The 13055-nt window shown below is 59.7% G+C and carries 8 protein-coding genes and 1 pseudogene; 6 read left to right on the top strand and 3 right to left on the bottom strand.

The window, feature by feature from the left end; all coding sequences use genetic code 11:
* Positions 1-20: 20 nt before the first annotated feature.
* Complete coding sequence (locus JQ567_RS27555) at positions 21-467, top strand: CoxG family protein (protein ID WP_212441727.1); 447 nt, start codon at positions 21-23, stop codon at positions 465-467.
* Between the two features lie 50 nt (positions 468-517).
* Here JQ567_RS27555 and JQ567_RS27550 read toward each other — a convergent pair whose 3' ends face one another.
* A complete protein-coding gene (locus tag JQ567_RS27550) occupies positions 518-1405 on the bottom strand; it encodes a LysR family transcriptional regulator (protein WP_212441726.1) in 888 nt (295 codons plus the stop codon).
* Between the two features lie 99 nt (positions 1406-1504).
* On the opposite strand from JQ567_RS27550, the gene JQ567_RS27545 reads away from it, so the two are divergent.
* Together JQ567_RS27545 and JQ567_RS27540 are read left to right on the top strand one after the other, a co-directional pair.
* Positions 1505-2998 (top strand): CoA-acylating methylmalonate-semialdehyde dehydrogenase, encoded by a 1494-nt coding sequence (locus JQ567_RS27545; protein ID WP_212441725.1) that lies wholly within the window; start codon positions 1505-1507, stop codon positions 2996-2998.
* Positions 2999-4299: 1301 nt separating this feature from the next.
* Positions 4300-5115, top strand: coding sequence for a DUF2066 domain-containing protein (locus tag JQ567_RS27540; protein ID WP_212441724.1), 816 nt, complete (start codon positions 4300-4302; stop codon positions 5113-5115).
* Between the two features lie 140 nt (positions 5116-5255).
* On the opposite strand, the gene JQ567_RS27535 is transcribed toward JQ567_RS27540, so the two are convergent.
* Positions 5256-5528 (bottom strand): hypothetical protein, encoded by a 273-nt coding sequence (locus JQ567_RS27535; RefSeq protein WP_212441723.1) that lies wholly within the window; start codon positions 5526-5528, stop codon positions 5256-5258.
* Between the two features lie 707 nt (positions 5529-6235).
* Between JQ567_RS27535 and JQ567_RS27530 the strand changes: the two genes are divergently transcribed.
* Entirely contained in the window at positions 6236-6727 is a 492-nt protein-coding gene (locus tag JQ567_RS27530) for a septal ring lytic transglycosylase RlpA family protein (protein WP_212441722.1), read from the top strand.
* Positions 6728-6848: 121 nt separating this feature from the next.
* Here the strand turns inward: JQ567_RS27530 and JQ567_RS27525 are convergent, their stop codons facing one another.
* A complete protein-coding gene (locus JQ567_RS27525) occupies positions 6849-9551 on the bottom strand; it encodes an AMP-binding protein (RefSeq protein WP_312017472.1) in 2703 nt (900 codons plus the stop codon).
* 324 nt (positions 9552-9875) lie between these two features.
* On the opposite strand from JQ567_RS27525, the gene JQ567_RS27520 reads away from it, so the two are divergent.
* The gene (locus JQ567_RS27520; protein ID WP_212441721.1) at positions 9876-11264 is read left to right on the top strand and encodes a hypothetical protein; all 1389 of its coding nucleotides are present in this window, start codon (positions 9876-9878) and stop codon (positions 11262-11264) included.
* A 744-nt stretch (positions 11265-12008) separates the two neighbouring features.
* A pseudogene (locus tag JQ567_RS38700) lies at positions 12009-13055 on the top strand (Ig-like domain-containing protein); the annotation flags it as partial.

The following is a 13055-nucleotide window of genomic DNA, read 5'->3' as shown; positions in this document are numbered from 1 at the left end:
CCTTGTAAACAGGTGATCCCATGCAGATGAACGACAGCCGGAGCGTGCCGGCCTCGCGCGATAAGGTCTGGTCAGCGCTCAATGATCCGGATGTTCTAAGGCAGTGCATTCCTGGTTGTCAGAGCCTCGAGATGACGTCGCCGACCGCTATGACGGCGACGGTTGTCATCAAGGTCGGACCCGTGAAGGCTACGTTCGGGGGAAAGGTCACGCTGAGCGATCTCGACCCCCCGAACAGTTACCGGATCACCGGCGAAGGTTCGGGAGGTGTTGCGGGTTTTGCCAAGGGAGGAGCTGCGATCAGGCTGGAGGCCGTCGGCGTTAACGAAACGATCCTGCACTATGAGGTCGATTCGCAGATCGGCGGTAAATTGGCGCAACTTGGCGGGCGGTTGATCGATTCGACGGCAAAGAAGCTGGCCGGAGAATTCTTCACGAAATTTGGGGCGGTCGTCTCCGCTTCGTGACACGTAGCATGCCTTGGCGCCAATGCCTGCCCGCACAAAAAGCAGGCTGATTACTTCACGATGAATTGCTGACGTGCTTCACGTACCTTGCCGACGATATAACGGCGGACTTCCCGAACCGGCCTAGTGTCGTGGGTGTCGGGATGAGAGACGAGCCAGTAGGTTCTCGTGAAGCGGCTGGCGGGCAGAATGCGCGTCAGCTCGGGGTATTTTTGCGCGGCGTAGTCGTGAAGGATGCCGACGCCATGCCCGGCGCGGACAGCCTCGAGCTGTCCGACAACGCTGCCGCATTCGAAGCGGCGCGTGATCAAGCCGCTGAAGGTCGAGGCGTAATCCAGCGCGCGGCTGTAGATGATATCGTAGATATAGGTGATCAGCAGGTGATCGGCGAGATCGCCGGGCTCGCGGATCGGCTTGCTGCGCGCCAGATAGTCCGCGGACCCATAGACGCTCAACGTATAGTCGATGAGCTTGGTGGAGATCAGCCGGCCTTCCTCGGGGCGCTCCAGGGTGACGACGATATCGGCCTCGCGCTTGGCAAGTGAGAACGTGCGTGGCAACGCCACGAGCTGAACCACGAGATCGGGGTTGGCCGTAGCGAAGGCGCCAAGCCGGTCCGCCAGAAAGTAATTTCCGAGCCCCTCGGGCGCACCGATTCTGACGGTGCCGGCCAGCTTGTCCGCCGCGGATGTGAGCTGCGCACTCACGCGCAGGAGCTCGGATTCCGCTCGTTCCGCCGCAGCGAGAAGTGCGACCCCGGAAGGGGTCAGGGAAGAGCCCGTCGTCTGGCGGTTCAGCAACTTCGTCTTCAGGTCTTTTTCAAGCGCCGTGAGCTGGCGGGCAACCGTCGCGTGGTTGAGATTCAGGCGTTTGGCGGCCCCAAGAATCTGGCCGGTGCGGGCGACTTCGAGGAAAATCCGAACTTTGTCCCAATCCATCGGGCGACTCTATTTGCTGCACATCGAAGCCGCAATACTTGGCGTTGCCCGGTCTGCAGCAGGCGCGCAAAGAGCGTCGGAGCACGTGAGGAGAATTCGATGGCTTCGCAGATCAAGCACTATATCGACGGCAAGCTGGTTGCGGGCCGTAGCGAGCGGACCGCGCCTGTTTTCAATCCGGCGACCGGCGAGCAAACCGGCGAAGTTGCTCTCGCCACCGCGGCGGAGGTGAATGCGGCGGTCGCGGCGGCGCGTACGGCGGCTGAAAACTGGAGCGATACACCGTCGTTGCGGCGGGCCCGCATCCTCAACCGGTTCCTGCGGATCGTCGAAGATCGCATCGATGAACTGGCGGCGGTGATCACGTCCGAGCACGGAAAGACGCTGTCGGATGCCAAGGGCGAGATCCAGCGCGGACTGGAGGTTGTCGAATTCGCTGTCGGGGCACCGCAGCTCCTGAAGGGCGAAGTCAGCGAGAATGTCGGGACACGGGTTGACAGCTACGGTGTGCGCCAGCCGCTCGGCGTCGTGGTCGGCATCACGCCGTTCAATTTCCCGGTCATGGTCCCGATGTGGATGTTTCCGGTGGCGCTGGCCTGCGGCAATACCTTCGTGCTGAAACCCTCGGAGCGGGATCCCTCAGCATCCCTGCTGATCGCGCAATGGCTTGCCGAGGCCGGCTTGCCGGCGGGGGTGTTCAACGTCGTCCACGGCGACAAGGAAGCCGTCGATGCGTTGCTGTTGCACCCGGACGTGGAGGCGGTCAGCTTCGTCGGTTCGACACCGATTGCCCGCTACATCTATTCGACGGCGACCAGCACCGGGAAGCGCTGTCAGGCGCTTGGCGGCGCCAAGAACCATATGGTCGTGATGCCGGACGCCGACATCGACCAGGCGGTCGATGCCCTGATGGGCGCTGCTTACGGCTCGGCCGGCGAACGTTGCATGGCCATATCCGTGGCGGTTCCGATTGGCGAAAAGACAGCCGAGGCGCTGGTTTCGAAACTGGAGCCGAAGATACGCGCTCTCAAGGTCGGCTCTGGCTTCAATGTTGAATCCGAAATGGGCCCACTGGTTACCCGACAGCATCTCGAAAAGGTCCGAGGTTACGTGGATTCAGGTGTTGAGGAAGGGGCGAAACTCGTCGTCGATGGCCGCGATTTTCGTTCGAACGAGGGTGGCTACTTCATAGGCGGTAGCTTGTTTGATTACGTCACGACAGGAATGAAGATCTACAAGGAAGAGATCTTCGGGCCTGTGCTCGCCGTGGTACGGGCACCCGACTATGCCACCGCAGCCCGCATGATCAACGATAATGAGTACGGCAACGGCACGGCGATCTTCACTCAGAATGGCGACGTTGCCCGGGAGTTCGCGCATCGCATCCGCGTCGGCATGGTCGGAATCAACGTGCCGATTCCAGTGCCGGTGGCGTTCCATTCGTTCGGCGGCTGGAAGGCTTCGCTATTTGGCGATCACTCCATGCACGGTCCGGAAGGAATTCGCTTCTACACGCGGCTCAAGACGATCACCAGCCGTTGGCCGACAAGCATCGCGCAAGGCCCGGAATTTGTCATGCCGACAATGAAATAGTACGAGATGCGGCCCGAGGTACCGCTGGAAATGATATCCTGCGTCACACGGCGAGACGTTCAGCTATTCCGTAAGCACGACGAGCGCCCACACTGCGCATGCCTTTGACAGCCGCGGTACGGGCTACCGGCGTCACAGGATGCGCAAGGTGTAATTTGGCGTGCGATAGGGCAGCCGAATTCCAATCGACAGGCGATTGATATCCCGCTCACGGCTGAGCTTATTCCGACCTTGCGCCATGCGACACACATCTGCTACGCGAGAGCTCGTCGCAACGATTTAATCCAGTATTTTCAACGGCTTGGTGACCCGGGCGACCTAGCTGCCCTCCCGCCCCAGCCAGCGATTCTGGCGTTCGGCGAGGCTTCCCAAGAAACGCGAGATAGAGCCGGGCATCGCGGCTTTTCGCGCATTCGATTTCGTCTCCAGACTCCCAGTTCGCCGTTCCCGGGGTGGAAATCGCCGATCGTCTCTGGCGTTGTCGCCGGATGTTCCCGTTTTGCGGAGACGATCGGCGGAGACTGGCTTGATGACGACTGCCGCCCGACCGTAGCAGGCGTTCGAATCCCACGCGCTACGCCCGCAATTCTACGGGAATGATGTGGCCCGCAAACCACAATTGCCGTGCGAGCGCTCAACACAGTCGCCCCCGCGATTGCGGCGGACCGAACGAATCAACTAGACCGCAAACGGGGCTGGGAAGCGGAGTAGTAGTATGAGAGTCGCTTCCTTAGAAAGTATCTTGACGGCGGCCACGCTGGTGTCGGCCGTTGTCGTCGTGGTGTGGGGGATGAAGATTTTCTACGGCACGTAGGCGTGAACTTCCGTCCAACAAGCGACCTCCGGCCAAGAAGAGGTTCGCGGCAATGACATTACTTCCGCGGCGGCGGAAGCCTCCTTCTCGAACTGCCAAACGTTTGTAGGGCAGCATGGACGTACTGATCCTTGTTCGAAGTCTTCTTGCGAGAACAATCAGTTCAAGAGGGCATTTTGGTTCAACCCTCATGCATTTCAGCTCCTTTTTGATGATCGTAGCCTTGGCCGTGTTGGGCGTGCAGCTGGCCTATGCGCTGTATCAACTGGTCACGTTCGTGCTCTAATCGGAAATTGCAAGGCAGCTGTCGCCGGCCTCCAATATCTTCCGTTTTCCTGTAAAATACCCTGTCAGGAGAATTTGCCTGGAGACGGCTGCGATCGGCACTGCGTCGCCTGCCAGCATCAAGTGAGGGCTTTCGGCCTTGAGGACGCATCCAGCGACGACACGCTCCATTCCCTGCTTTCTGGCGGCAATCGCGGCGGTAGTGCTGCTTGCGCTCCCCGCCGTCGCCGCCGACACGCCACAGCAACCGGGGCTCGCCAACGCGGCAAACGCTATTCCACCGGCAGAACTCTATCGCGCGCAGACCATCGTGACGGGGCAGGGCGAGGCAAACCGTATCCTCGGCTTCGCATCGTGCCTGGAAGACGTTCTCATCAAGGTAAGCGGCATGCTGCGGCTCGCGGGCGACCCGCGTCTCGACCCATACAAGGCCGATGCTGCGAAACTGGTTTGGGACTTTTCCTACCGCGATGAAAAGGGCGGCAAGCCGAAGAACGACGAGCAGGGCACCCGCGACCGCTCCTTCATTCTGACGGCCGAGTTCGACGAGGCCGTCATCAACGGCATGCTTGCCGAGCTGGGCGTCAAGCCATGGCTTACCCGCCGCCCAGTGCTTGGCGTCTTCGTGGAGATGCAGCCGGGCGCGCGACGATACGTGGTTGCAGGCGACTCGAAAGAGACGGATCTGCAGCGGGCTGCCCTCCTGGCGGCCGCGGCCAAGCGGGGAATGCCCATCGTGCTGCCCGATGCCGCAGCGCTGGCCGGCGTCGGCGCCAATGAGCTTGCGCTTGCGGGCATCGCGCCCGCGAAGATCGCTGAAGCCGTGGCCGGGCGGGGCGGAGAGGTTGTGCTGATCGTGCGCCTCGTCTGGGACGATCAGGAGCTGCGGTGGAACTCGGACTGGCAGCTCGATTGGCAGGGCAGGTCGCAGCAATGGCAGCTTGCAGCTGTCACGTTCGACGAGGCCTTCCGGCAAGGCATCGGTGCTGCCGCGCAAATCCTTGCCGGGCACCAATAGCGAGCCGCAATTCGGCAAGGCAGCGGTGGCTCGGATCGATGCGCGATAACGGATGTTGTCGACCGAGACGGTTACGTCTTCGCCGACGACGTCGTGAGCCAAGGTGCTGTCAGCCGATGCACCCCACCGAACGAAGCCAGTCAGCGCGACGAGAACACATTCTTCAACTGCACCAGGAATGTCACTAGCCATGCGCACGCAAACATGCCCGCGAGACCGAGTGCCGTTCTGCGATCAATCAAAGACAGGTTTGTCCACCACCATATCCGGTAAAGCCATAATCCTGTCGTGGCGACGCCAAGCAAGCAGACCAGCATCTTGAGAAAGGACGAGTTGGCGACGCCTAAAGCGCCAAACAAGAGCGTTGCTGGAACGAGAAACATCATGCAGGCGGATATCAAAGTCTCGTTCATGGGTCCTCAAGACATCTACGAATCGCGGATTACATATGCAGTTTGCAGCAACCTGTACGCTTCTGGAAGTGACACCCATGCGACTGATAATTGGCTTGCCCGCCCACGATGCAAGGCAGACGTTGGCATACGAGGGCAGCCAAGGACCACAGGAATGCTCCACTCAGCTAACCGCGGAAACGCCCGTTGTGAGGAGACTTTCAACGGAGACAAATTTCGATCGCACTGAGCGGTGGGCCGGCAGTGGAATCTGGCCGAAGTATTCCCCGATTATTTGATGCCTCTCAATCCATCCTCACCGTTTCTCAATGGACCGAGGCAAACTTCTCTGACTCACATCCGGATTAGACGCTTACCTGATCACGTGTCGCCGTCGCCTCTCATGTCCGCTGGTGAGGCCGAAGCAGAATTGCTCATAGATCAGCTTGAACGTCTGCTTGTGATCCGAGCCACATCGGCCAGGCGCGCGCTCCTGCTCACGCCCTCACCAAGCGCCTCTATTCAGTCATGCTGCTGACGCAATTTCTTTCTTAGTCGGTGGGAAAGACACCTGTGAGGACCACCCTGGTCCCACAACGGTTCCGTCGCCAGTGTCGGCACGAATCCGCAAGAAATCGGCGCAAGCTCGTCAACGCATCCGCGTTCACTTGACCATTTTTTGCGGGATCGGGAACCGAACGATCCAGAAAATCAATCGAGGAGTTACGATGTTGTTTCGCTCGAGCGCCGCAATTTGCGGCGTCGTAGTGGTGCTTGCCATTTCTATTACCGTTGCTCGAAGTGAAATGGCTGCAGTTCATTCAAGCGCCGTCGTCATTGCAGCTTCTGGGGATGCGATCGTTGGCGCAGCATCCACGTACAATCCGTTCCGGCCCGGATGGCGGGAGGGCGGCCCGAACACAGCCTCCGGCGAGCGCTATGAGCCTTCTGTCTGGGCGGCTGCCATCAAAACGAGTTTGCGCCAGAAATTTGGTGGGGTCCGATATGGCGCGAGGCCGAAATTTGCCCTCGTTGAGGCTGTAGGCAAGAAGGTGATCGTCAAGATAAATGACGTGGGGCCACTGACGCCTGGCCGCATCATTGACCTCAATGAGCGGACGATGCGCCATTTCGATCCAAGCCTGCAGCTCGGGGTAATTCATGGTGTAAGCGTCAGGCCGCTTTCCGGCGACTATTGGATCCCCGGACCGGTTGGCTGAACATCGCACGCGATAGTAGAGCACGGCCCTCCTGGACAGGGGAGCGCCGCGATGGCCTCCCTGCCGCTGATCTTTGAGGCGATGCCACCGCGGCTTGGGGTGCGATCGCGACTGCCGATCCTCAGGTTTCGATGCCCAGTAAGCGGCCACCGATTTGCGCCCCGTGAGTGCCGATCGGTGACGTGTGCGGTTCAATGGCAGAGGGCGCGCCGTCAACCAGAACGTCAATTCTTTGCCGCAGATGATCAACCAGCTGTTGAGCGCCGACAGTCAGGCAGCCATGATGTCCCCATGGCACCTCGACCACGTCGAGTTGAGAACAGAGATGCCGCCACGCCCGGCCGTCGTGTTCGGCCGCGTAAAAAGTCACAGGGACCTCAAGCGGTGCCGGAAGATATTGCGCCATCGCGGCTGAATAAGCGTGCCACAACGCCGGCGGAATCTCGAGCTCGGCGGTCGTAATCGGCGCGCTCGTCGACGCCTTGGAGTAACGCTCCAGCTCCGCCATTTTTTCATATGCCCGGCGCAGAAGGTAAAGCGGAAGCAGGGGCTTCATCAGCCCGATGATCGCCCGCGGCACCGGACGGGCACTGATGGTCGGCGGGTCGACCATCGCAACCATATCAACCTTGTGGCCGGCTGCCATCAGCAGGCGGGCTGTTTCAAACGCCACCATGGCGCCGTTGCATTTGCCGCCCAGGAGGAAAGGACCGCTGCTCTGTCTCTCCAGAACAAGCGGCAGGCGGTCGGCGGCCATCTGCTCGATCGACGGCGGAATTCGCTCCCCACGAAGACCATGGGGATCGATGGAAATGATCGGGTAATCGGGCCCGAAAAGCTCGACCATCCGCCGCATACCCGAGTGGCCGCTGACGAGGTTCCCATTGAAGAAGAACAGGGGAGCCCGATCGCCACTGGCACCGAACTGGAAGAACGGCGTCGCCGGGGTGCCTGTCTGCATGGCGATTTTTGGGGCAAGTTGGCGGATGGTTTCTGCCCCGTACAGAATCGTTTCCGGTAAGCGGTGGCCGATGAGCCGCTCGACTTCGATGAGCATTTCCATCGCTAGAAGGGAGTCACCACCGCTGGCGAAAAAATCATCGTCGACCGTCACAGCCTCGGACTTGAGCAGCCTCCGCCACAGGGCCAGCAATTCAGCTTCCAGATCCAATGGCCCTTTGTTCACAAAAGGCACGGGCATCGCGCCCTGATCACCCGACAGCCCGTCGAGCGACTCGCGCAGCCGTCGCCGCTGAACCTTTCCCGTCGCCCCCTTTGGCAGTTGGTCGAGGATCAGAATGCGCCGCGGAATCTTGAACGAGGCCAACGCGTGTTGCAGGAACTGGCGAAGCTCCGCAGGTGTCGCCTGCGCACCAGGATGGGGAACGATGGCGGCTGCGACGTCCTCGCCAAGGCGTGGATGGGGGATTGCGAAAGCAGCGGCCTCGGCTATGGCGGGATGGCGCAGTAGCGCGGATTCGACCTCAGCAGGGGCGACTTTCTCACCGCCGCGGTTGATCAGTTCGCTCAGGCGCCCGTGCAGCGACAGGAAGCCGTCTTTGTCGAGGCTGCCGATATCGCCAGTGCGAAACCACCCCTCTTTGAAAGCAGCTTGATTGAGTTCCGGCGCATCGAGATAGCCAGATATCACGGTGGGGCCGCGAACCCAGACCTCACCCCGCTCGCCAGCCGGTAAGGGATGTCCATCCTCACCAACAATGGCCACGGTATCGGGCCAAGGATGCCCGCAAGTCCCCGGCCTGTTTGGACCAGGCGGCGGCTGGTTGGTGGCGATTTGCGCGGCTTCGCTGGAGCCATAATGTTCCAGCACCGGCACGCCCAAGATGCGCTGCAGGTCGTGCTGCACCTCCTTCGGCAGTGGCGCGCCGCCCGATACAACGAACCGCAGAGTGTGCACCGCCTGCGCATCCTCAAGGCTTTTCGCCTTGTCCAGCACGGCAGTGTGGAGCGTGGGACCCGCCGAGTACCAGGTCGGCCGCAGGACATCGAGCCATTCATCGAGCGCCACGATGGCAAAGTTCGCCGGGACAGCAATGCTGCCGCCCGTCAGCAGTGGTGTGAAGACCGTTACTTTGAGCCCATGGGAGTAGTGAGGGGACGACACGCTCAGGCAGCGGTCCTCAGGCGTGAGGCCGAACCAGGCCTGAAGCCGTGCGGCCGCCGCCAGCATATTGCTATGACTGAACGGAATGAGCTTTGGCTGCGCGGTCGTGCCCGACGTCTGCAGGATGAAGGCAGGCGAGCCCGGATCAGGCTCGGCGTCGATCGCAGGGGAGTTGGAGACCTGCACGGCGATATTCAGTCCAAGCTGACCGTGTCCGATCGGAGCGGCTTCGATCACGGCAATCCTTCTCTGCTCAGCGGCCTGACGCGCTTCAAAGCCTCGGCCTTGCGGCACGAGAAGCGCGTCCAGGCGCAGCATGTCGAGACGTTGATCGAATTCCGCCTCGGACAGTCGCGGATCGAGAGGAACCGCGATGCTGCAGCAGGCCACTGCCACGATGGCGAGAACCGCCTCCGCGCCGTTCGGCATGAGTACCCCGATCCGGGCCTTGCAATCGAACCCAGCCAAACGAAGCTGCCGGCGGATGCCGTCCAACTGGCCCTGAAGATCGCGGTACGTCAGCGGCGCAAACCTGGTGGAGACGATCGCAGGCTGGTCTGGGAACCGGCTGGCAGTCCGACCGATGACCTGGCCCAGCGTGCATTGGACGTCGGGCTCTGCGCCGTCGCGGACGGACGAGGCTCCCTCGGACCAGATCACGCGAGCCGAGTTCGCGTTCTCCAGGAGCAAATTCGTCACACAAGCCTCCGTGACCACAAAAATGGACCGCTGTGTGCCGCCGCTACACCAAGCCACTGCAATCCCCAGTGGCAAAGATTACACCCCCGTCCCCACTGATTGGACAATTGGCAATGATGAGTACCTCGGATGGGTAGGTGAATTCTACCTATGGAGTTCTGTATCCGTTGGCAGCGTATCGGGCAGGCGATAGAGCTCTGGAAGGCGCATGGCCTTACCTACGAAAATGGTCACAGGCAGGCGTTGCTCGTCATGTAACAGGCGTCGCCCGCCTTGTTCGCTAACGTGCGGCCGGCCAGGCTCCGATGGGCGCGGATGATAGCTATGTCTCTATTCCGGTTTCACCCGCCACTGGCAATTCGCAAGCGAGGCCTGAGAAGCGCAATACTAGCGGGCCTGGGCCGCGGCATGCATAGCTGGCCAACTCTTCTTGTGCTGAAGGGGCTCAATGCCGCACTTACGGCGGTATCGAATTTTGTCCTGGCGTATGTGCTGATTCGAACAGTTGGCCTCGAGTCGTATGCATTTATTGCGGGCTTGTTGGCGGTCGCTGCTCTTGTGGTGCAATGCGATCTCGGAATTACCGTTCTGACATTTTCTGAACTGCGGTCTCACTACCTGAGTGAGGCTTACAGACGTAAGGCGAACCAGGGCGACCACGACCTGGTGCGAGCAACCGTGACGATCTACACCGCGATTGCCGCCATCGCCGTCGCAATTCTGGGTGTGGCGTTGATTGCCGGCATTGTTCCTGTCGCACATCATGGCATCGCATACTTCCTGATTTTCGCCGGAGCTGTCTGTCCTTTGCCGCGTATGCCGCTTCGCGCGGCCATCAACGCCAGGGATGGCTTTGTTTGGACGGAGGGCGTTGATCTGGTGAGACGTGTTGCGATCCTGGCGGTGACGATCGCGATGCTTTTTGGCCTTTCGTTTGTCGCATATGGCGCGCTGAGCTTGTTCATATGGGGGACGTCGATTGCAGCTCTGGTCTGGCTCGCCCGCCCACACGGCTTTGCATTGCGGAGTGGAGTGTTTCTCAAGGGTCTGCTTTTTCTGAGACGCAAGTTCCGGAAAGCGCGCGCGACGGTCGTGTTGTCATCGGCCGAGTTTGTGATCAGCATTTTTCCGTATTACTTGCTGTCCGCGACAGGGGATGGATCGGCAATTGTCGCGTTCGATATGTTCTATAAGGTGACGCGCTTCGCGATGGTGACCTACCTGATTGGCGCAGAGACGGCCCTCCCTCATCAAACGCGCGCGCTACATAACGCAAATGCGTTCGGATTGGGTAGAGCAACTGCGGCCGGATTCCTGTTGGGTTTGTTGCCGATGACCCTGGGCATTGTCGCGGTCTCCATGTTCGGAGAAAGGATATTTGGTACTATTTTGAACCATAGCGGAATAGTCTCGCCGACTATGCGCACGGCACTTTGTGCAATGCTCGTGTTCATGCTGATACAAACAACGTGCGCATTTGTGCTGGTCGGCGCGGGAAAATTTGAGGCACTCGCCCGTCGCGCCAGCATTACCCTTGCGGGGATGGTGCTGATCAGCGCTCTTATGTTTCTGTTTCATTGGAGCATCGACACGTTCATCGTCGCCTATGTGTGTGTCTATGGAGGAGGCGCTTTGCTTTACGCGGCGTGTCTGTATTCGCTAAGCAGATCCTTATGGGAAAAGAGCTCTCACGCCTTCAAGATGGGAACGTAAAGAAGATATGTGGGTGGATCAAACGGCTCTCCTCGAGTCTGCTGTCGGCTCCGGTACGCATTACGGACACTTCGTTCGGGGCGATTGCCAGCTGAGTTCTCCCTCTCTATTTCGGGGTACCTCCTCCGCCGCGTGGACGTTCGCGGGAATTTTCGTCAGGTTGTGCGTAATGTGCGTAATCAGGATCGATGCTGCGTTTGAACTGGTCATCACCCCGGGGGGCGCGCGGTCAAGATTCTCAAAGAAATTTGGGCGGAACGGCAGAAAACGGGCAGGGTTAGCATTGCAGTGGTCGGAATCGTTTCACTTCAGCCGAAGAACACGTCAGCGACGGTGTCGTTCTCGGTCGAACGCCAGCGCGATCGTTTAGACGAGCGTTGAATTCATGTGAACTGATTTTCGGGTGCAGTCACGCCTGCTCTGCGTCAGCAGAGTTGGGGAGTGAGCATTGAAACGCTTTTTATTTACGAAGAGTGCCGAGCGGGTCGACTGGCTCCGTATTGTGGCGCCCCTCAAGGACATTTCAGCTTCATCGTCTTCTTCAGTCCTCCCAATCGTGTCGTCTGCGACTGTCGCGAATGATCCGCCATTGATCGCACCGGGCAGGGGCGTCGTCTCGCTCCCACCTCCCCCGGAAATCATTGCAAGATTCCAGGCGGCGATCGCGATGTCCGATTCATCGAACAGGCAGGCGACACGGTAGTTGCGCGCGAATTGTACCAACAAAGTATTGGAGTATTTTTGATGGCAAGCGCCAGCGGCACCACCACCCTCACAGGCACCAGCGGCAACGACAATTACGTCGGCGGGTCAGGCAACGACAATCTCTCCGGAGGCGCTGGAGATGATCGGCTCAACGGCGGTTCCGGGAGCGATACGCTCGATGGAGGCAGTGGTTTTGACAACGTCCTCGGTGGATCGGGCGCGGATACGCTTATCTTCAAAGCATACCAGAATGAGTACAGGCTCGGCGGCACATACGTTGCAGGGTCAGGTGCGCTGCCCGGTACTCTCACAGGCGGCGCGCTTTATGACAATGGGGTGTTGCAGAGCGGAATCACATTTCAGGGATTCGACAATTACGACGGTGGCAACGGTACGGTGGCGGGCGGAACCGCAGAGATCGACACTCTCAAGATTTCTGTCAGCGTTCAACAACAGAACGACGCCGCGTTCATGCAGGCGCTTAACGACGAAATCAATTACTTCAATACCGTGTGGTATCCGGCTCACAAAAACAATCAGACGGGGCAGGCGGATCAGACCATCTATGCGTTCAAGAGCATCAACCTGAAGGTTAGTGCGATCGAGAAGATCGCTCCGGTTAGCGTTGACCTGACAACCAACCATGTGTCGATCGCAAACGCAGATAGCCGTGCTGCGACTGAGGACGTTACAGCCTCTCTAGCTAGCGTGCTTGGCAACGACACGGATTTCGATGGCGGGGATCTGGACGTTGCGGCCGTCAAAGTAGGTGCGAACACGATCACCGACGGCGGAGTAGGTGATCTGGATGGAGTCATGAATGGCTCGATCAAGTTCACCACCACGGCGGGTGGAACGGCGACGCTCGATACTGAGACCGGCACTTTCAGCTATATGCAGAACGGGGTGTTCAACAGTCTCGCCAATGGCCAAACTGGCTCAGACAGCTTCCAATATGTGACGACCGACGGCATTGCGGCGAGCAGTCTTGCGACGGTGTCGTTGACCGTCACCGGCACCAACGACACCCCGGTTGCCGCTGCGGCGGTTGCCGCGGTCACTGAGGATGCCGGCATCTCCGGCAAT

Origin of the sequence: Bradyrhizobium sp. AUGA SZCCT0431, assembly GCF_018131065.1 — a bacterium.
In the GTDB taxonomy this organism is placed as follows: Bacteria; Pseudomonadota; Alphaproteobacteria; order Rhizobiales; family Xanthobacteraceae; genus Bradyrhizobium.
The sequence above is the reverse complement of the archived record's forward strand: the minus strand, read 5'-3'. Positions and strand labels throughout refer to the sequence as shown.

Excerpts from the sequence above, each read along its gene's own strand:
- JQ567_RS27555 (WP_212441727.1), top strand. The coding sequence starts at position 21 with ATGCAGATGAACGACAGCCGGAGCGTGCCGGCCTCGCGCGATAAGGTC.
- JQ567_RS27550 (WP_212441726.1), bottom strand. The coding sequence starts at position 1,405 with ATGGATTGGGACAAAGTTCGGATTTTCCTCGAAGTCGCCCGCACCGGC.
- JQ567_RS27545 (WP_212441725.1), top strand. The coding sequence starts at position 1,505 with ATGGCTTCGCAGATCAAGCACTATATCGACGGCAAGCTGGTTGCGGGC.
- JQ567_RS27535 (WP_212441723.1), bottom strand. The coding sequence starts at position 5,528 with ATGAACGAGACTTTGATATCCGCCTGCATGATGTTTCTCGTTCCAGCA.
- JQ567_RS27530 (WP_212441722.1), top strand. The coding sequence starts at position 6,236 with ATGTTGTTTCGCTCGAGCGCCGCAATTTGCGGCGTCGTAGTGGTGCTT.
- JQ567_RS27520 (WP_212441721.1), top strand. The coding sequence starts at position 9,876 with ATGTCTCTATTCCGGTTTCACCCGCCACTGGCAATTCGCAAGCGAGGC.